This window comes from Candidatus Tisiphia endosymbiont of Piscicola geometra (assembly GCF_964026415.1).
Lineage (GTDB): Bacteria > Pseudomonadota > Alphaproteobacteria > Rickettsiales > Rickettsiaceae > Tisiphia.
Genome location: NZ_OZ032144.1, coordinates 243,716 through 261,885, shown reverse-complemented (window position 1 = coordinate 261,885; position 18,170 = coordinate 243,716). Strand labels below are relative to the sequence as shown.

At 32.8% G+C, this 18,170-nt stretch carries 19 protein-coding genes and 1 tRNA gene; 10 read left to right on the top strand and 10 right to left on the bottom strand.

Translation table 11 applies throughout. The features are described 5' to 3' along the window. Positions 1-167: 167 nt before the first annotated feature. Entirely contained in the window at positions 168-1,757 is a 1,590-nt protein-coding gene (locus AAGD26_RS01255) for a lysine--tRNA ligase (protein WP_341752278.1), read from the bottom strand. 135 nt (positions 1,758-1,892) lie between these two features. Between AAGD26_RS01255 and AAGD26_RS01250 the strand changes: the two genes are divergently transcribed. Then, positions 1,893-2,417 carry a disulfide bond formation protein B gene (locus AAGD26_RS01250; protein WP_341751902.1) on the top strand — a complete coding sequence of 175 codons (525 nt, stop codon included), beginning with the start codon at positions 1,893-1,895 and terminating at the stop codon, positions 2,415-2,417. A 70-nt stretch (positions 2,418-2,487) separates the two neighbouring features. Here AAGD26_RS01250 and AAGD26_RS01245 read toward each other — a convergent pair whose 3' ends face one another. From AAGD26_RS01245 to AAGD26_RS01230, 4 genes are all read right to left on the bottom strand, one after another. Then, a complete protein-coding gene (locus tag AAGD26_RS01245) occupies positions 2,488-3,429 on the bottom strand; it encodes a cell envelope integrity protein TolA (protein ID WP_341751901.1) in 942 nt (313 codons plus the stop codon). After that, positions 3,419-3,853, bottom strand: coding sequence for a protein TolR (gene tolR, locus AAGD26_RS01240; protein WP_341751900.1), 435 nt, complete (start codon positions 3,851-3,853; stop codon positions 3,419-3,421). The genes AAGD26_RS01245 and tolR overlap by 11 nt, the downstream gene beginning before the upstream one ends. Then, positions 3,853-4,578 (bottom strand): protein TolQ, encoded by a 726-nt coding sequence (tolQ, locus tag AAGD26_RS01235; protein ID WP_341751899.1) that lies wholly within the window; start codon positions 4,576-4,578, stop codon positions 3,853-3,855. Before tolQ ends, tolR begins: the two co-directional genes overlap by 1 nt. A gap of 301 nt (positions 4,579-4,879) precedes the next feature. Further along, positions 4,880-4,964, bottom strand: a tRNA-Leu gene (locus AAGD26_RS01230). A 242-nt stretch (positions 4,965-5,206) separates the two neighbouring features. On the opposite strand from AAGD26_RS01230, the gene AAGD26_RS01225 reads away from it, so the two are divergent. The 4 genes from AAGD26_RS01225 to AAGD26_RS01210 all read left to right on the top strand — a co-directional run bounded on the left by AAGD26_RS01225 (position 5,207) and on the right by AAGD26_RS01210 (position 7,932). After that, positions 5,207-5,725: a hypothetical protein gene (locus tag AAGD26_RS01225; RefSeq protein WP_341751898.1), complete on the top strand. Its 519-nt coding sequence runs from the start codon at positions 5,207-5,209 to the stop codon at positions 5,723-5,725. A gap of 64 nt (positions 5,726-5,789) precedes the next feature. Further along, positions 5,790-6,725: a hypothetical protein gene (locus tag AAGD26_RS01220; protein ID WP_341751897.1), complete on the top strand. Its 936-nt coding sequence runs from the start codon at positions 5,790-5,792 to the stop codon at positions 6,723-6,725. A gap of 70 nt (positions 6,726-6,795) precedes the next feature. Then, positions 6,796-7,023 (top strand): hypothetical protein, encoded by a 228-nt coding sequence (locus tag AAGD26_RS01215; protein ID WP_341751896.1) that lies wholly within the window; start codon positions 6,796-6,798, stop codon positions 7,021-7,023. 174 nt (positions 7,024-7,197) lie between these two features. After that, positions 7,198-7,932: a Bax inhibitor-1/YccA family protein gene (locus AAGD26_RS01210; protein WP_341751895.1), complete on the top strand. Its 735-nt coding sequence runs from the start codon at positions 7,198-7,200 to the stop codon at positions 7,930-7,932. A 254-nt stretch (positions 7,933-8,186) separates the two neighbouring features. Here the strand turns inward: AAGD26_RS01210 and AAGD26_RS01205 are convergent, their stop codons facing one another. From AAGD26_RS01205 to ubiG, 3 genes are read right to left on the bottom strand one after another with little or no spacing between them, the layout of a single operon-like run. Then, positions 8,187-8,774, bottom strand: coding sequence for a DUF6314 family protein (locus AAGD26_RS01205; protein ID WP_341751894.1), 588 nt, complete (start codon positions 8,772-8,774; stop codon positions 8,187-8,189). Continuing rightward, a complete protein-coding gene (gene gltX / locus AAGD26_RS01200) occupies positions 8,756-10,162 on the bottom strand; it encodes a glutamate--tRNA ligase (RefSeq protein ID WP_341751893.1) in 1,407 nt (468 codons plus the stop codon). Before gltX ends, AAGD26_RS01205 begins: the two co-directional genes overlap by 19 nt. 16 nt (positions 10,163-10,178) lie before the next feature. Then, positions 10,179-10,937, bottom strand: coding sequence for a bifunctional 2-polyprenyl-6-hydroxyphenol methylase/3-demethylubiquinol 3-O-methyltransferase UbiG (ubiG, locus tag AAGD26_RS01195; RefSeq protein WP_341751892.1), 759 nt, complete (start codon positions 10,935-10,937; stop codon positions 10,179-10,181). A 96-nt stretch (positions 10,938-11,033) separates the two neighbouring features. Between ubiG and AAGD26_RS01190 the strand changes: the two genes are divergently transcribed. Continuing rightward, positions 11,034-11,819, top strand: coding sequence for a metal ABC transporter permease (locus AAGD26_RS01190; protein WP_341747497.1), 786 nt, complete (start codon positions 11,034-11,036; stop codon positions 11,817-11,819). A 106-nt stretch (positions 11,820-11,925) separates the two neighbouring features. Here AAGD26_RS01190 and mutM read toward each other — a convergent pair whose 3' ends face one another. Continuing rightward, the gene (gene mutM, locus AAGD26_RS01185; RefSeq protein WP_341751891.1) at positions 11,926-12,744 is read right to left on the bottom strand and encodes a bifunctional DNA-formamidopyrimidine glycosylase/DNA-(apurinic or apyrimidinic site) lyase; all 819 of its coding nucleotides are present in this window, start codon (positions 12,742-12,744) and stop codon (positions 11,926-11,928) included. A 77-nt stretch (positions 12,745-12,821) separates the two neighbouring features. Here mutM and ubiE point away from each other — a divergent pair, with 77 nt between their 5' ends. The 4 genes from ubiE (at position 12,822) to AAGD26_RS01165 (ending at position 16,619) form a co-directional block, all read left to right on the top strand. Next, positions 12,822-13,586 (top strand): bifunctional demethylmenaquinone methyltransferase/2-methoxy-6-polyprenyl-1,4-benzoquinol methylase UbiE, encoded by a 765-nt coding sequence (gene ubiE / locus AAGD26_RS01180; protein ID WP_341751890.1) that lies wholly within the window; start codon positions 12,822-12,824, stop codon positions 13,584-13,586. A gap of 368 nt (positions 13,587-13,954) precedes the next feature. Next, the gene (locus AAGD26_RS01175) at positions 13,955-15,061 is read left to right on the top strand and encodes a hypothetical protein (protein WP_341751889.1); all 1,107 of its coding nucleotides are present in this window, start codon (positions 13,955-13,957) and stop codon (positions 15,059-15,061) included. A 39-nt stretch (positions 15,062-15,100) separates the two neighbouring features. Beyond that, positions 15,101-15,760, top strand: coding sequence for a hypothetical protein (locus AAGD26_RS01170; protein ID WP_341751888.1), 660 nt, complete (start codon positions 15,101-15,103; stop codon positions 15,758-15,760). A 205-nt stretch (positions 15,761-15,965) separates the two neighbouring features. Then, a complete protein-coding gene (locus tag AAGD26_RS01165) occupies positions 15,966-16,619 on the top strand; it encodes an HD domain-containing protein (RefSeq protein ID WP_341751887.1) in 654 nt (217 codons plus the stop codon). Here AAGD26_RS01165 and AAGD26_RS01160 read toward each other — a convergent pair. Beyond that, positions 16,540-17,865 carry an MFS transporter gene (locus tag AAGD26_RS01160; protein WP_341751886.1) on the bottom strand — a complete coding sequence of 442 codons (1,326 nt, stop codon included), beginning with the start codon at positions 17,863-17,865 and terminating at the stop codon, positions 16,540-16,542. The two genes, AAGD26_RS01165 and AAGD26_RS01160, sit on opposite strands and share 80 nt — an antisense overlap. Between the last annotated feature and the right edge of the window lie 305 nt (positions 17,866-18,170).

Below are 18,170 nucleotides of genomic sequence, written 5' to 3'. Positions count from 1 at the left end.
GAGGAGAGGCGATGGAATCGCCAACGCGGCAATTTTGTTGTGAAGTAGGGACAAGTATTACTTCAAAAGATTGCTACGACGCCGCTTTTCGCGACTCCTCGCTAATAGACGTATCTTTTAATAATTCTAAAAAACTTGATTATCTAGTCTTACATCGACACTTAAGATTAAACTAGTTTCTGTTGAATTAAATTTATAGAGTCGTTAATACCAAAAAGCTTAATAAAAGACCCAAGCCTTGGTCCTTCAGTTTGCCCAAGTAATATTTGATATAATTCTTTAAAATAATCTCTTAAATTATTATAACCATGCTTATTACCAATATCATAAATTTTTTCTTGGATTTGCTCGGAAGTAATATCTCCCGGCAAAACATTTAACATAGCGATAATTTCTTGTAAGATAATTTTTTGCTGATCATTAGGAACTAAATAGCACTTATTAGTTTTAATAAAGTCATTATAATAACGAGTGGCAAAATCTGTCAAATGATCAAGGTACGGGGCATTTTGTTTCGTTGCACTCGGGGCGTACTTACTGATAAATCCCCAAAGTACCGATTTATCTTCAGGATTGCAAACCGATGCAAGGTTTAGCAATAAGCTAAAACTAATACCAAAAGTTTCAATAATAGGCACATTCCCATGATGAATATGGTGTACTGGATTGGCAAAACGCTTTACTTGATCTAGTTCTAAATGATATTTTTTATTGAAGGTAATATATTCATCAACATTTTTAGGTATCACATCAAAATGTAAACGTTTGGCTCTTGTTGGATTTTGGTACATAAATAACGACATACTTTCCATCGGTGCATATTGCAGCCATTGATCAACAGTAATGCCATTGCCTGTAGATTTAGAGATTTTCTCTCCGCTTTCATTAAGAAATAATTCATAAAAAAATTGTACTGGTGGAATCCCCTCTAAAATTCGACAAATCTCAGAATATAACCTAGCATTAGGCATATGCTCCTTACCATACATTTCATAATCCACTTGCAGGGCAGCCCACCGCATACCCAAATCAGGTTTCCATTGCAGCTTACAATGTCCCTTTGTCACAGGAACTTCTACAAATTTCCCTTCATTGTCTTTATAGGTAATAGTAGCGGCTAAACGATCGATCTTTGCAATAGGTACTTGTAATACAATACCGGTTTTTGGACAAATTGGCATAAAAGGTGAATAAGTTGCCTGTCGTTCTTCTCGAAAAGTTGGTAACATTAGAGCCATTATTTCATCATATTTGTCTATGACTTTCAGCATCATCTGATCAAATAAACCGGATTTATAACATTCTGTACTACTAAAAAATTCATATTTGAAGCCAAATCTATCTAAAAATGAACGAAGCTTAGCGTTCATATAATGTCCATAACTTTCACATTCGCCAAAAGGGTCGGGAATAGATGTTAAAGGTTTGCCAATATGTGATGCCACCATATCAAGGTTTGGGATATTATTTGGGACTTTACGCAAACCATCCATATCATCAGAAAAACAGATAATCTTAGTTGGGATATTGGATAGTTGTTTAAATGCTTCTTGCACCATTATAGATCTAGCAACTTCTGCAAATGTACCTATATGTGGTATCCCTGACGGTCCATAACCAGTTTCAAATAATACATAACCTTTAGCTGGAATTTTGCTACCCAGTTGATCTAATATTTTTTTTGCTTCTAAAAAAGGCCAAGCGTTTGATTTAACGGCATTTTCTAAAACATTTTCTAAAATTTCTAATTCTGACATCTGTATATCCATTTCCATATAGTTTGATTTCGCATATTGAATATAATATACGTGGTTTCTGTAAATTTATAAATTTATCTCTTGAGTTTTTTCTAATATTCTTAGACAATAGCGCTTAAAAATTAGTATTTACTTATGACTATTCTTTCTATTGTCCATTTTATTCGCAAAGATAGCTTTAGAGTTTTACATATAGCCCTAATTTGCACATGCATCTTTGCCTTATCTTTGGCTTATTTTGTCGAATATATATTACATTTTTCACCTTGCCCTTTGTGTATTTATCAAAGATTCCCATATTTATTTATAATCAAGATTTCAGTTGTAGCGATTCTTATCAAGAAAATCAGCAAATATACTTTATTTTTTATCGTTCTAAATTTATTAGGTGCTTGCATATTAGCAGGCTATCATAGTGGAGTGGAAAGAGGGATATTTGAACCAAGTAGTCTTTGTTCAACTTTAATCCATATTCCAAAGCACTTATCCATTCAAGATATTAAAGAAATATTTTATAGCCAACCTATTGCGACTTGCACAAAACCGGCAGTTAAATTATTTGATATATCTATGACAGAATGGAATTTACTACTAAACCTATCTTTATTATTTGCCGTACTCTTTATTTGGTTTTATCCTAATCCCAAATCTAAAAATTAATACTAATATAGAGGAAATTTGACTAGCACTAAGTATAAATCTTGAAAAATATAATAATTATGCAAATATTTTACATACTTGGATCAAAAAGAAAATTAAATTCTTTCCAGCTATTGTAACGCTGAGGGTCTAGATTATTAATAGGGCTTGCTTGCCATACTGCCCTCATTGCACTGTCAGATAGAGCGTCACAAGCTATTTTTGTTATATTTGGACATATTGTTTCTTTGACTTTTACTTCTTTGACACTGCCATCTTGATTTAAAGCTATATACAAAGTTACCCGTAGCTGCTCAAGGTTTTGTATCCCAATAGGTTTGCTCCATACTCTTTCTATTTGTTGTTTAATTAAAGATATTTCACTGATGGAAAGAGGCAATGTGTCATCGTAAGGACCTTTTGATTCTTGGGTTTCTTTATTTTCTTTGGATCTAGCTTGTTTATTTGATTTTGCACTCGATCCTTCAGATGATTGTTCTAAATTTTTAAGCAAAGAATCTAAGTCACTTTTATTAGGAACTTTCTTTTTTTTCTCGAGTGGCTTCTTTGTTTCTACAGGTTTTTTTTCTTCTGCAGGCTTCTTCTTTTCTATAGGCTTTGTTTCTATAGGCTTCTTCTCTTCTATAGGTTTTTTATCTATAATCTTCTTTTCCTCGATAGGAAGCTTGTCTTCAATAGGTTTCTTTTCTTCTATAGGCTTTGTATCTACAGGTTTCTTTTCTTCTAGAAGTTTCTCTAGAGGCTTCTCTAAGGGTCTCTTCTCTTCTGTATCATCAGGTTTGCTTTGTTCTACTTTTTTTGCATCTTGATTTTCTATAGCTTTTTCAGGTTGTTTGGTTTTATTGGGTATATTAGATTTAGTATTAATTGGTAACATTTCAAAAACTATTACTTGTTCTTCAGGAGATTTTTTAAACAATGATGGAAGACCAAATAAGAAAAAATATATTATTAGTAAATGAAGTACTACGGAGCAAATAAAAGAAATAGAAAAAATATTATTATTTTTCATTATATTTAATATTTGAAACTAGTGCTACCTTAGAAAAGCCTGCTGCATGGATTTCAGATACAACGCTAACTACCTCGCCATATGGCACATTTTTGTCGCCTCTTACAAAAATTCTAATATCTTTTTTTTCTTTTGTAATATTAGTTAGCTTAGTAGCTAAATTTTGTCTCTCTATTTTAGATTCCAATAAATATAATTCTCCTTTATTGTTAATACTAATCACTAACGGTTCATCTTGCCCTGACAGGGGGGTAGAAGTTGTTTCTGGTAAATCAACATTAATACCGGATACTAGCATTGGAGAGGTTATCATAAAGATGATCAATAGCACTAACATGACGTCAACGAGTGGTGTAACGTTGATCTCACTGACTAAATTACGTCTAGATCTTTGATTGTTTGAATTTGGTAATTGTATAGCCATTACATTTTCCCTTCATCTATGGCTCTTGATAGTATAGAACTAAGCTCATTAATGAAATCATCAATTTTGTTATTAATCTTAATTATTTGTGAAGAAAGGTAGTTGTAAAAAATCACTGCCGGAATTGCTGCAAATAGACCTATTGCTGTTGCAAGTAGAGCTTCTGCAATGCCAGGAGCTACGATAGCAAGTGAGGTATTTTTTGATGCTGCAATAGATTGAAAACTATGCATAATCCCCCAAACAGTACCAAATAACCCTATAAATGGTGTACTAGAAGCAACAGTTGCCAAAAAACCTAAATTTTGTTCTAATCTTTCAAGTTCACGATTCCTTATCAAGTACATAGATTGTATTATTCGCTCTTTATGGCTAATTTTAAGTGCATCAGTGAGGTTGTTAGGATTTTGGCGTTTACATTCGTTCATAGCTGCTACAAAAACTGCGGCAAGAGGATTATTCATTGTTCTTTTAATAGTTTCATATAACTGATCTAAAACTGCTCCAGACCAAAAAGTAGCTTCAAAAGTTGCAATTTTTTTTCTTATTTGAACTAAATGAACTATCTTATCTATAATTATTGTCCATGCCCAAATTGAAGCAATTACCAAAATTATCATAACAGATTTTCCTATAATATCAGTGGATGATATCATAGAGAAAATTGATGAACCACTTTGTGCTGTAATTTCTACAACGTCATTAATATTGTTATGTGTACTCATTTGATGTAACTAACCTTCATTGCTTAAATATTGTTTCTGTATATATACTCAGCTAGACCTTCAAGAATTAAGGTCATCGTACCCTAAAAAGATCAAAGTTGTTCTGTTACTCATGTATACTGCTCGTAAATGAAGAGCTGGTAGACGATAGTATAACTTCAAGAAGAGCTAGGCAGTAGCAAAGTCGAGCGGCGTAGCGTACATGAGTAACGGAGCAGCTTCGATCTTTAGACACGACAACGCCAATTCTTGAAGTTCTACCTGAGTATACGCACAGCTAGCTCTTCTTGAAGTTATACGATGGTACCTCTGGCCGGACTTGAACCAGCACGCCTTTTGAGCTGTAGATTTTGAGTCTACCGTGTCTACCATTCCACCACAGAGGCATTAAATCCCTAAAAATTAGTTCATATTTTTTTAACTTTTGTAGACAAAATAGCAATATCTTTGTATCATGTAAATAACTAAATTGCCTTGGACTAAATTCCGTTACAAATTCGAGAACGGAAATAACGATATATAAGACCATTAGATAGAAATGTCCACACAACCTAAATTATCCTTGTCGTATTTGTTATCTTATCTTGACAAAGTGATAAGAAGCATAGTTAATTAATTAAGGTTTCTTATGAAAAATACATTCAAACCAAAACCAGTTTCTGTTAATTACAAGAACATAGACCTTGCAAATCCTAAAGAAAAAGCAAAATTAATAACACAGCTAAGAAAAAAGAATGTCGAGGCTCTTGATTTATCTAATAGTAAGGTTCAATTGGACAAAGAGATATTAGAGGCTATTATAGAAAATCCAATTTCCGAGCTTAATTTATCTAGTAACAATTTGGGAGATGGCGGAGCTGAGCTAGTTGCAGGCATTATTCAGAATAGTACTAAGCTTAAGATTCTAAAGTTAAGTGATAACAAAATTGGAAGTGAGGGCATGGGAGCTTTGTCATCCGCTTTTGATCATAATAAAACTGTTACTGATCTTGATCTATCGAATAATTATCTAGGAGATGAAGGAGCTAAAGAAGTTGCAACACTTCTTACTAATAATTCTACTATTACTGATATAAATTTAGATTATAACGAATTTAGCACACACGGTCTGCTACGTTTACCATTCTCTCTTCTTAATCGAAAATAACACTACTAATATTTCTTTAGCTTCTGCTGATATTCCAGAAGGAGCTGTTGCACGTTTTGCAAGAGTGTTACAACAGAACGAAAACGTACACTCAATTAACTTCGTGGATAAAGAGCAAAAGAATGAGAAAGCAGTGCATGCTCAAAAATTATTTGATACTATAATTAAAATTAGAGATTCCAATGGTCTTGATAAAGAAAGTCAGAAAGAATTTAATAACCTAGTTTGGGAATGTATTGTACCATATCCCAAGTGGAAAGAGCTTTTTCGGGACTTAGTGAAAGACTCTAAGGAACCTTACTTATTTGACCCGGATACTCTTGATGCAAACGGAGAGCGAATGTTAACCAAAGTTTATGATCCTGATCTATTCGACGTTGTTGCCAGGCATGAAGTAGCAAATAGATCAAAAGCAGCGCAACAAGGCGAGCTACCTCCACTAGATGACAAATGGTTCGACAGAACAGTAAGAGACGGTGCTCTGCCATTAGAGAATGCTGCTGCTCCGAATGTAACAGAATCACTTTTGACATCAGTAGTAGGTAATGAAGACCTGGAAAGAGCGTATGCACGGCTTAATGATGATATTCCAGATTCGCCTAGTCCATTAGAGAGAATACAGGCAAGAAATCTACGAAATTATAATCTCGCAGACACACTTACTCCTAGTTCAGAAGAAGGGGTAGAAATGCAGACAATAATTGGAGGTCATCCTGACCTAGATATGACAATTTTAGGTAATGATAGCTCACATCCTGGTTCACTAGATATGACAATTGTTCATGCTCAAAATGTATCAACAACAGATAGATTATCGTCTGTTGCTCCTAAAAAAGCTACACCAGAATATGACCCAAAAATGCAAGTAGCGGTACAAAAGCTGGGAAAAACTATGTCTTCATATATGGCTTCCACATCTCAAAGTAATGCTACACCCAATGCACCCAATACACCCAATATAGGCAAAAAACATGAGCAGGCTAGTGATTTTAAAAGATAATTTAATAAAAACTCATAGGATCGATATCTACTTTTAATTTTATAAATCTTACATTTGACATAAATATTGTATGCCCAAAAAAACTAAAAACATAAAAGATGATATAGACAAGGGTTATCTAGCTGACTTAGAAGATAATGAAGATAAATTACCTAAAAATAGAAGTACTAATAATAATGCTGAAAGTACTAAAATTTATAATATTTCTATTTGGGACGAAATGAATGCGGCGGATAGTAAGATACATGAGTTGAAACTTGCTGGTAATGATGATAATTCTGATAGTGTTAGTGAATAATAAATATTAATCTAGGAAACTAAATTATAAAATTTCCTCTCTAATCTTTTCTTTGCTTTTATAAACGTTTCATGATAATTTAAATAAATATTTCACGATTTTCTTCTTGAAAAGAAAAGGTATGAAGCTTATACTATTATAGTATAAATAATAACATGATTCATGGGGTTTCTTATGATTGATTACACAAAAACTTTTACTGCTACTCAGAAAACATATGATGTCGGACTGAGAGAATATATGCTTAAGGTCTATAATTATATGGCGTTAGCTCTTGTGCTAACTGGAGTAATGGCTTTTGCTACTATATCATTTGAGCCATTAACTAGGCTTTTATTTCAAGTTGAAGCAAATGGACAGTTCATGGGCTATACCGGTTTGGGAACATTGGTAATGATTTCTCCTGTGGGAATTGCTTTGTACTTTTTTATGGGATTTGGCAGGATGAGTCTAGATACTACTAAAGTATTGTTTTGGGTTTATGCTGCTTTAACTGGTATGTCTTTAGCATCCCTCGGGCTTATCTATACAGGAGAGTCAATTGCTCGAACTTTCTTTATTTGTGCATCTGTTTTTGGTGCAATGAGCCTTTATGGGTATAGTACCAATAGGGATTTGACATCAATGGGGTCATTTCTTATCATGGGGTTATTTGGTCTTATCATTGTGTCACTAGTCAACATATTTTTACAAAGCTCAGCTATATATTTTGCAACGTCTCTCATTGGGGTTGGTATATTTATGGGTATTATTGCATGGGATACTCAAAAAATTAAGTCTATGTATTTTATGTCTGGAGGTGGAGAGTTAGGACAAAAAATGTCCATAATGGCCGCTTTTAATTTGTATTTAGACTTTATTAATTTGTTCTTACATCTTCTAAGATTCTTTGGTAATAGAAGAAACTAATATTACAGTTGTAGTTATACAGAGCTGTTATCTCCGTGAAAGCACAACAGTTGTGAGTTAAAAAATTGTCTATTAGCGAAGTGCTGTTGTGCCTAAATTTTAAAAACCCCAGCACTATGAGCCTTCCAAGCTTATGCCTTATTAAAAAATGCGGAAGTCGGGAGGTCTAATTTAGTATTTTCTGTCATTAGTTGAGACCTTTAAACTGCCCTAGGGTGACATTGAAGGTACGGTAATGTTACATTATATTGAATTCAGGATATTCTAGTAAAACTAGTTTTTATCGTATAATTTTTGTTAGGGCCTAAAACTTTATAACTCAGTTCAAAAGAATTCTTATTTAAAAATGTGTAATTAGCTTGATAAATATCTAAGTTACATTGATGTGTACCTTTAGCCTGAAGTTTATCCTGAAAAGGAGTATTAGAGATAAAATGTAATTGGTAAAATAGACCATTGTTATTTTCATTAACAAAATATTTAACAATTTTGTTTTGCTCTAGAGAGTATAGATACTCCTTAAAAGCTTTTACCCTATTGGTATTACCATAATATTCAACATCAAGCTCCTCTCTGTATAATATACGTGAATGAGGTGAGCTATGTCCTTTATCTTCTATAAAGTAAGCGATTCCTTTAGCTGTACCATAATTGCCTAAAATTCTTGTAATAGCATATGTTCCAACTAGGTTGTGAAATATATACTCTTCTACTTTGAAGAATTGTTTCTTTGTAAATACTTGCTGGGAATTCACGTACTCACGTACTTCATGTATGCTCACCCCTTGTTTATTGTCCCCATTCATAGAATCATTTAAATCTATTAAATCATTTGAGTACATTTCAACCTAGCAATAGCATTTTCTTTACCAATTATGGCGATAATTTCAAAAATACTTGGGGAAGCAGTCATACCTGTTATTAGAGATCTAATGGATTGCATGAGATCTGCAAGTTTAATATTATTATTCTTGGCTATTTCTTTAAATTTTATTTGAATTGAGTCTTTATCAGAATGTTGTAAATTCTTTAATTCCTCAATAACTTGCTCTAGCAAATTTTTATCACAATTCTTGATTATCTCTTTGGCTTCCTCAGAGTAGATAATAGGAACGTTAATCAAGTAAATCTTGGCTAGTTCAGCTAATTCGACTAAATTTGTGCTTCTTATTTTTAAGTTTGGCATTGCTTGCTTAATATATTCCGTTTCTTCCGTGGTGATTTTATAAGTTTTTTGCAAATTCTTACAAATCATTTTTGTTAATAGCTTAACATCAAGCTGACGTAGATAATGAGCATTTAAATTATCCATTTTGGCAAAATCAAGACGGGAAGGTGATTTACCAAGCCCTTCAAGGTTAAACCATTCTATAGCTTGTTGTCTTGAAATAATCTCATTATCTTTGTGACTCCATCCTAACCTTAGTAAATAATTACACAAGCTCTCGGGTAAATATCCCATATCTTGGTATGCTTTTATTCCAAGAGCACCATGTCTTTTAGATAATTTTGCCCCATCATCACCGTGTATTAATGGTATATGTATCATATGTGGTACATCCCAACCAAAGGCTTGATAAAGTAGGATTTGACGAGCAGCGTTAGTTAAATGGTCATCCCCCCTGATAATATGGGTAATCTGCATATCGTGGTCGTCCACTACTACTGCCAACATATAGGTGCTACTTCCGTCGCTACGTAACAGCACCATATCATCTAGGTGGGAGTTTTCAATGGTAACATCCCCTTGTAAAGCATCATGGATAGTTGTATAGCCAGTTCTTGGAGCTTTCAGCCTAATCACTGCTTTTGTGGATTGGTAACCTTTCGGAAAGTTACAAGGGTCAGCATCTCGCCAAGGACTTTGAAATAAAAAATGTTGTTTATTAGCTATAGCATTATCTCGCTGCCGATCTATTTCTTCTTGAGGTGTAAAACAATAATAAGCTTTTCCTTCATCTAGTAATTTCAGAGCTGCTTTTTTGTATAAATCATTTCTTTTAGACTGAAAAATCACTTCACCGTCCCAGTCTAAACCAAGCCATTTCAAACCAGAAAATATAGCATTTACTGCATCTTCGGTTGATCTTGTTTTATCAGTATCCTCAATTCGAAGTAAAAATTTGCCATTATGGTGTTTGGCAAATAAATAATTAAACAATGCTGTCCTTGCCCCGCCAATATGCAAGAAGCCAGTAGGGGAGGGGGCGAATCTAGTAATTATAGTCATAGTATTTTCTTTAAAGTTAATCTAGAGGGAGTTCTGCAAGAGGTCTAGTTAAATAAGCAAAATAATTTACCTCTATATCATCACTCAACTGCCAACTTCTATTGACAATATTATAAGTTAAGCCCTTAAGCTCTTTAAGCTCTATGTTATTTTTACTAAACATAGAATAAATTTCAGATGGTTTAAGAAATTTACTATGGTCATGGGTTTTTTTTGGTATCCAATTAAGCAGGTATTCTGCCATCAAAATAGCTAACATATAAGCTTTTACAGTACGGTTAATTGTTGAAATTATAATCATGCCATTTGGTTTTACTAGATTGGCAAGATTTTTTACAAAATCACTAGGATTGTCTATATGTTCCATAACTTCTAAACATAGTACCACATCATACTGTTTGCTATTTGAGTATACTAATTCCTCAGCAGTAGATTTAAGATATTGTATATTCAAATTTTCTTCTTCAGCATGCTTCATCGCAATATCTATATTACTTTGTAGCGCATCTATGCCAGTGACTGTGCCATTTAGTTTACAGAGAGCAGAGGTAATTAATCCCCCGCCACATCCTACGTCTAAAATATCTAATTTTGAAGATAGTACTACATCGTCATCTATATTAAAATGATCTTTTATCTTATCTATTATGTAACCAAGACGAATAGGATTTATTTGATGAAGAATTTTAAACTCTCCATCTTCCTGCCACCACCCGCTAGAAATTTTACTAAACTTTTCTAGTTCTATTTGATTAATAGAAGATTTTGTAGACATATTTCTTTACTGGTTATAGAATCCATTCCTAATATACCATAGAAATCATGAAGCACTAAGTGCTATTCTCAAATTATCTAGCAAAAATCGTATAAAATGACTATAATAATATTAACTATAATTCTAATCAGTCTAATTTTTGCTCCTCTTGGTTGTATAAGCTTATGGAAAAAATATATTTATTTTGGTGATGGTCTTTCGCACGCGAGTTTACTGGCTGGAAGTATTAGTATCCTTGTCCATTTGCCTGTTGTTTATTCAGGACTAGTTGTTGCCGTTATATTTGCTATCTTGGTGTTTACGTTAAAACATAGGTCAGGTGGTAGTAGCGTGGTAATGTTAATATCAAGTTTTATGTTATCTTTAGCCTTAGTAGTAGGTTATATGTACCCACTACAGATTAAGATCACTAACCTATTATTTGGCGATATTTTATCTGCCTCTTTAAATGATATATTAACCTTATCAATTATACTTATATTCGTTATTTCTTTCGTTTGGTATTTCTATAGCCAGATTATTCTAATTGTCATTAATAGAGATATTGCACAAATTAAGGGGGTGAAAGTAAGAACGATTGAATTGGCATTTTTGTTACTGTTATCTTTATCAGTATTCTTGACTATTAAGATTGTTGGGGCATTACTCGTTACTAGTATTTTGCTGATTCCAGCCATGACTGCTAGGATGATTTCTAGTAATCCAGTACAAATGATTATCAATTCAGTTATCGTAGCTTTAATTGTAGACTTCCTTGGCTTAGTAGTGTCATTATATCTTGACATACCAATTACCCCAATAATTACGGTAATAAACACCATAGTTTATTGTTTATTCTATATAATTTCACGGGCAAATAAAACAGGATTTTTTAGATTATAGTCAATTGATAAGAGTTTGGTAACGTCGTCTTCGATCGCTCGCCTATTATCTAGAGGCTTCGTTCCATCGTTCCTGCTATCCAATTCTCCTGAATTGACTATACCTATCATTCTTGGCAAATAGAACAATAGAAACTAGTTCTGCCGGATTGTTTTATTTTCCTTATTATTCCCTTGCAGTTTAGACATTTTTGATTTTCTCGTGCATAAACCTGTAATTCTTGTTGGAAGTAACCAGGTTTACTATCACCGCTAACAAAATCTTTGAGAGTAGTACCTCCTGCTGATATTGCCTTTGTTAAAACATTTTTAATGGCTAATACCAAATTACTTATTTCCTTGTTTGACAAACTACTACCCAGTCTGCTTGGGTGTATTTTAGCAATAAAAAGGCTTTCAGAAGCATATATATTACCAACACCGACAATAATCCGATTATCCATTAATAAATTTTTTATCGGAACAGAGCGATTTAATAATTTTGTTTTTAGATACTCATCAGACATATCATTTGACAAAGGTTCTACACCTAAATTTAGTAAAAATTTTTCTTGGGCAAGGTTTGTTAGCATACTATAAATCATCCCGAAACGTCGTGGATCATTAAAAACTAATTTCTCGCAAGTTGTCAAAGATATAACCACATGATCATGCGTTTGTAGCTTATAATCACTAGGTTGTAGGGTCAGCCTACCAGTCATGCCAAGATGTACAATAATGGAATAATAATTATCCAAATCTATTAGCAAATATTTTGCTCTACGTCTTAAAGCTACAATTCTTGCTAACTCTACATTTGACTCTAACTGATCGCTTAGTTTATAGCGTATATCATCTCGTTTCTTATCGAGTTTATTGATGGTAGCCCCTACTATTCGCTGTTCTAGACAACGTTTTAATGTTTCAACCTCAGGAAGTTCTGGCATTTTTACATTTTAACACTATTAATAATTCATTATATATCATAATATAACATATAAACAACTTAGCACTAAGTAGTAATATGAAAAATAATGATAACCAATCTGAGCAAGTAAATTTTGGCTTCTCAAAAGTGAGCTTTGATCAGAAAAGAGATTTAGTTAAAGATATCTTTTCTAGTGTTGCTAATAAATATGATGTAATGAATGACTTAATGAGTTTGGGAGTACATCGTTTGTGGAAAGATGAATTTGTTAGGCAAATTCCCAATTTAAAATCAAATATATTGGATGTGGCAAGTGGCACAGGTGATATAGCTTTTAGAATAATAAAGCGAGCATCGGCAAAAAATATATTAGTGCAGTTGACAATGTGTGATATAAATCATGATATGCTGGAGGTAGCACGTCACAAAGCTATTGATAGTAATATATTACAGGGATTAGAGTATGTCGTTGCTGATGCAGAAAGCTTACCTTTTGCTGATAATAGTTTCGATTATTATACTATAGCATTTGGTATTAGGAATGTGGCAAAAATTGACAATGCCCTAAAAGAAGCATATCGAGTACTAAAACCTGGGGGGAAATTTTTATGTTTAGAATTTTCTAAAGTGGAATACGATTGTTTGAAGCAATTATACCAGTTTTATTCGTTTAATATTATTCCTAAGATTGGTAAAATTATAGCAAACAACGAATCAGCTTATCAATATTTGGTGGAAAGTATTAATGTATTCCCAGATCAGGAGAGTTTTGCAATTATGCTAAAGGATGTCGGCTTTACTGATGTTAGTTATAAGAATCTTACTTTAGGTGTTGCTGCTATTCATAGTGCTTATAAATAATAGACTTGCTGCATAAATCAAAGATAGTTGAGGGATTTTTAGGAGAAACGAAGCCGGCTACCTTCGCGTACACAGACGTACGTGAGGAGCGGAGGCGAGTTTCGACGACAAAATCACCAACTAGATTGACTTATGCAGTAAGTCTAATGAAGATGTTGCTAAAATATCAACTGAGATCAGAGAGTTATTGACCCTCATTCACATATACCATGCTAGTGAATTATTGGATATTGTTTTTATAGATAAAAAAATATTAGAAATTAATAATAGTTACAATTTAAGAATGCTTGACTAATAATTTAGTATTAGTTTTAATAATAAAATAGTTAACCAAACCCTAATATGGTGAAATATAAGTGAAATATAAAATGACCAATGATTTAGATAATGATGCTTCTAAGAGGAATTTCATTAAAAAAGAGTATGAAAAACTTGAGGGGAGGGTACGTAATGCTACTTCAAGGACGCAATTAGCTTTGATTATAGCTGATGCTGGTAGTTTAGCTTTAATGGCTAGTCAGTTAGGGATAGATATTGGAATACTGGAATTAATAGCAACTGCAGTAAGTAAAACTCTTGATTATGAAACAACTGAGCAAATCCAAGTTGTGGATTTCAATGAGGGCATAAGATTAGCAAAAGAACAAGAAAAAATTGATAGAGAGCATAAATTTCAAGGCATTTATAAAGCTTTTGATTCTTTTTATGATGATTCTCTTAATAGACAAAGGAAAGATAATGAAAGTTTACACGAAATCTTTGAAGCTACAAAAGCAGGTCGGAAACTTACTGAGGAAGAAAAGCAGAAATTCAGTAAAACACCTGAACAAATAAAAGAAGAAAACGCTCGTAGTAAACACATGCGGCTAACTAAAAAGCTAGCTAAAATAGAACGAGAACATCACTCTAATGAAATAAAGAAAATTGAGGAATATGAGGAACAAGTTAAGCATTTATCAGAGAATCACCCGGAAAGAGTCTTGTTGGCTAATCAGAAAAAACATCATGAAGATTACTGTAATTTAGTTAATAAGAAAATAGATCAGTACAAAGCATACAAGCAAGGAATAAAACAACAGGCTTACAATATTTGTCTTAATAAAGAGTTAGCTGAGAACAATAGATGTAACGAAGGTTTAGTACAATCTTGGGAAGAAGTATTTCATAAGATATACGATATTACTCCAGAGGAAATGGCTAAAAAGTTAACTCCAATGGAAAAACAGCCCCAAACTTTTATTACTTTGCCACCTTCAAAATCTAGAAGTACATTATCGTCAAAAAGCCTAGCCGTTCCAGTATCGCAACAAGAGTTAGATACAAAACAAATAATTTCTGATTATAAGTTAGAGAAACATATGGGAATATTAAGTGGTAAAGAAAATAAGGATACTAAATTACAAAGAACAAATTCTATAAATCTTAATAACCCAAAGGATAAAGATACTAGCAAAGGTAGAGGTGGAAGAGATTAGCAGAATTAAAGGATTTAAAGATAAATAATAGGTATTATTATGGCAAAATCAACATCACAAAATAAACTTACCTCTGAACATCATCACCGTTGGGGAGAGTACTATTATGGCTTAGCTGCTGATATGGAAGATCAGGATGCACCACAAAGCAAAATAGATGCAAGTTGGAAAATGGCTGCTATGGAATTTTGGTTTGCATTAACTTTAGGTAGTGAAAAAGCTCCTCTCTCCTTGTTTAAGTGTTTTAGACAAGGTGTTGGTGTAGAGAAAGATCCTTATATAAGAGATCTCATGTATGGTGCAGCATTACAACTTACACCTAAAGACTGTGCTGATAAGGTCAAACCTGAAAATAAACCAATAATTGCTAAGTCTATGCAATCTGAAATTGATACACTAGTAAAATTAGTAAAACAAACTCGTGATCAGTTGCCAGTTGAGGGAGTGGATGCAAAGGTATTTAATGAGCAACTCACTAAGTTCAACCACGCCATCAAACTACCATCAGGCAAGCCAATACAGAGTTGTTTTATTGAGAAAAGTGCTAAAGCTACTTCTAAAGAAAAAGATTTAAAGTCCAAAGCATTAGAATTAACAAAGAATCTGTCAAATAAGAATAAACCAACCACAACTACTATGAACCATGTACCTAGAAAGGCTAATAAATCTTCATCTAGAATTGGTTGTATTATATCATAAATATGTAATTTATACAACAAGATTAGAAAATACGCATCTTTTTAAAAATAAAAAGCAGTAAATGCTTTAAGTAATCAGAATTTTAGTTTATAATAACTTTATAATTAAAATATCATGGTTTCTTACGGAAGATGTTAATAACTATTGGGATAATTCAAAATACCAGTATTGTGCATATGCTGAGAGGTTGCTTAATGAATTAATTTTGCTAAATACAAAAGTAAAGCAACCAATAGACATGTATGAATTCAAAAAAGGCATCTACTATGCTAAAAAATATCATGGCAGTCAAATGAGGCAGTCTGGTGAGCCTTATTACTCGCATCCGATTGAAGTGGCTTATATGCTTGCCCAGTACACAGCCCTAGAGCTTCCACAATATTTCAGAACAGACATGATTGTTACCGCATTACTACACGACACCATCGAAGATACAACACTTACCGAAAAGATGATTGCCTATATTTTTGGCAGTCAAGTGGCTAGTCAAGTGCAAGACTTGACTAGGGTTAAGCCTCATGGCAAGATTAGCTCGGCGGAAATGGTCGAAATGTTATATAAAGAAAAGAAACATGATATGCTTTTAGTTAAGTTATTTGACAGATTACATAATATACGAACGGTTAGTGCTAAATCACCGGAGAAAGCTAAAAAGATTATAGAAGAGACCTTACGGTATTTCATAGTTCTAGCAGAATATTTAGGGTTACCTAGCGTATCAAAATTAATACACACATATACTACTATTAATGTATTGACAGATATTGATTTAAATGCAACTAATTTTTCTTATCAAGATAATTACCAGCCGCTTTCTCTAATCTACCAAAATGCATTACACCAAAACTATAACTTATAACCACAGGTATCATTATAATTAATAATCCTATATAGCCAAAAAACTCAACTAAATACACCAGTCCGAATGAAGTTATTATATACATTATAACACGTGATAAAGCATACGAAAAAGATGAATAAGTAAAACGTCGGAAAATTGATATATGCGTATATGTTATTGGTCTTGCTGGCACATAGTCACAGGCAAATAGCATTATACAACATTGAATAAAAAATATAGTATAATGACTAGATGTTTTTGTTATTAACATTGGGGTAAATAACATAACAATTATAAACAAGCATAGTTTAGCTTTGATGATTTTTGGTGGATAAACTTTATAACTTAAAAAAGTCAATACTAACATTCCTATTAATTGAATTATTGAAACAATAAAATTTTGATGAATGATTTGTTCTGAGCTGAATCCAAAATCTTGCTTAAGAATATTACCACAATAAACATAAGCAAAGTAAAAACATACTGGCCAAGCACAATCCATAAAAAACAAAGCTATTATGTTTTTCCTATCACTATTTTTTTCTACAATTCCTTTCCATATAGGATTAGATTTTAAGTCTTTTTTTGAGTCACCTAAAATATTTTCCACCCGTCTTTTTGCGTCAGCAAAATCAGTAGTTTCCTTTAAAGTTGTTCGGGCTATAACACCTATTATAGCTACCCCTGCTCCAAACCAAAACGCTATACGCCAGTTTAAATTATGTAACGTTGTAAAAGATGCAATAGCTAATGCAAATGTACCACCTAATATAGAAAAGACAGAGGTTAATGCTACTACTGGGTATTGGATAGGTGGTTTTGTTATTTCAGTTAAATATAATTGTGCACCTATAAATTCTCCCATAGATGATAAGCCTTGAAGAATTCGACATATTGTAACTAATATAGTAGCAATGAGTCCAACTTCAGCATAAGTTGGAAGAGTAGCCATCACAAAACAGGATAAAGCCATCATAAAAGTTGTAATAATAACAGTCGCCTTACGTCCAATATTATCTCCTATCCAACCAAATAGTAAAGCCCCAAATGGTCTTAATAAATAAGTAGAACAAAAAGCAAAAGCAGAATAAATTGCTGCAGTATGAGGATCGGCTTTTGGAAAAAACAACTCATTTAACAGTACAGCCATATGAACATAAAGCATCAGATCAAAATATTCCAAAAAAGTCCCAATCGATAGCAATCCAACAGCTTCTTTTTGTTCTTTAGTTAGGCTTCTTTGTTCTTGCTGATATCCTATCATTTATTCACCTTAATATATTTATTAATACTAATAGATATTGATAATTTGGTTAATTAATAGCAAGAAAAAATAATGCAGAAAATTGAAATAATAAGTCTTGGTTGTAACAATATCACGGTTCTATAAACAAATTAGAAGGGGGAAAAGAGATATTGGCTGTCAAAAGTGCATGACATGTTAGTAAATTATTAAAATAAAATACTAACATTGTTGTTATGTGGATCGAATGATTTAAAGAATTGGCTTCGTAAATACTTGCGAGGAATTTGCGTATTCACGTAGTTTATCTATAATTGGTTGCTCAC

Excerpts from the sequence above, each read along its gene's own strand:
- AAGD26_RS01215 (WP_341751896.1), top strand. The coding sequence starts at position 6,796 with ATGCCCAAAAAAACTAAAAACATAAAAGATGATATAGACAAGGGTTAT.
- mutM (WP_341751891.1), bottom strand. The coding sequence starts at position 12,744 with ATGCCAGAACTTCCTGAGGTTGAAACATTAAAACGTTGTCTAGAACAG.
- AAGD26_RS01250 (WP_341751902.1), top strand. The coding sequence starts at position 1,893 with ATGACTATTCTTTCTATTGTCCATTTTATTCGCAAAGATAGCTTTAGA.
- ubiE (WP_341751890.1), top strand. The coding sequence starts at position 12,822 with ATGAAAAATAATGATAACCAATCTGAGCAAGTAAATTTTGGCTTCTCA.
- AAGD26_RS01175 (WP_341751889.1), top strand. The coding sequence starts at position 13,955 with ATGACCAATGATTTAGATAATGATGCTTCTAAGAGGAATTTCATTAAA.
- AAGD26_RS01205 (WP_341751894.1), bottom strand. The coding sequence starts at position 8,774 with ATGTACTCAAATGATTTAATAGATTTAAATGATTCTATGAATGGGGAC.
- AAGD26_RS01160 (WP_341751886.1), bottom strand. The coding sequence starts at position 17,865 with ATGATAGGATATCAGCAAGAACAAAGAAGCCTAACTAAAGAACAAAAA.
- ubiG (WP_341751892.1), bottom strand. The coding sequence starts at position 10,937 with ATGTCTACAAAATCTTCTATTAATCAAATAGAACTAGAAAAGTTTAGT.
- AAGD26_RS01190 (WP_341747497.1), top strand. The coding sequence starts at position 11,034 with ATGACTATAATAATATTAACTATAATTCTAATCAGTCTAATTTTTGCT.
- AAGD26_RS01210 (WP_341751895.1), top strand. The coding sequence starts at position 7,198 with ATGATTGATTACACAAAAACTTTTACTGCTACTCAGAAAACATATGAT.
- tolQ (WP_341751899.1), bottom strand. The coding sequence starts at position 4,578 with ATGAGTACACATAACAATATTAATGACGTTGTAGAAATTACAGCACAA.
- AAGD26_RS01245 (WP_341751901.1), bottom strand. The coding sequence starts at position 3,429 with ATGAAAAATAATAATATTTTTTCTATTTCTTTTATTTGCTCCGTAGTA.
- tolR (WP_341751900.1), bottom strand. The coding sequence starts at position 3,853 with ATGGCTATACAATTACCAAATTCAAACAATCAAAGATCTAGACGTAAT.
- AAGD26_RS01255 (WP_341752278.1), bottom strand. The coding sequence starts at position 1,757 with ATGTCAGAATTAGAAATTTTAGAAAATGTTTTAGAAAATGCCGTTAAA.
- AAGD26_RS01170 (WP_341751888.1), top strand. The coding sequence starts at position 15,101 with ATGGCAAAATCAACATCACAAAATAAACTTACCTCTGAACATCATCAC.
- gltX (WP_341751893.1), bottom strand. The coding sequence starts at position 10,162 with ATGACTATAATTACTAGATTCGCCCCCTCCCCTACTGGCTTCTTGCAT.
- AAGD26_RS01225 (WP_341751898.1), top strand. The coding sequence starts at position 5,207 with ATGAAAAATACATTCAAACCAAAACCAGTTTCTGTTAATTACAAGAAC.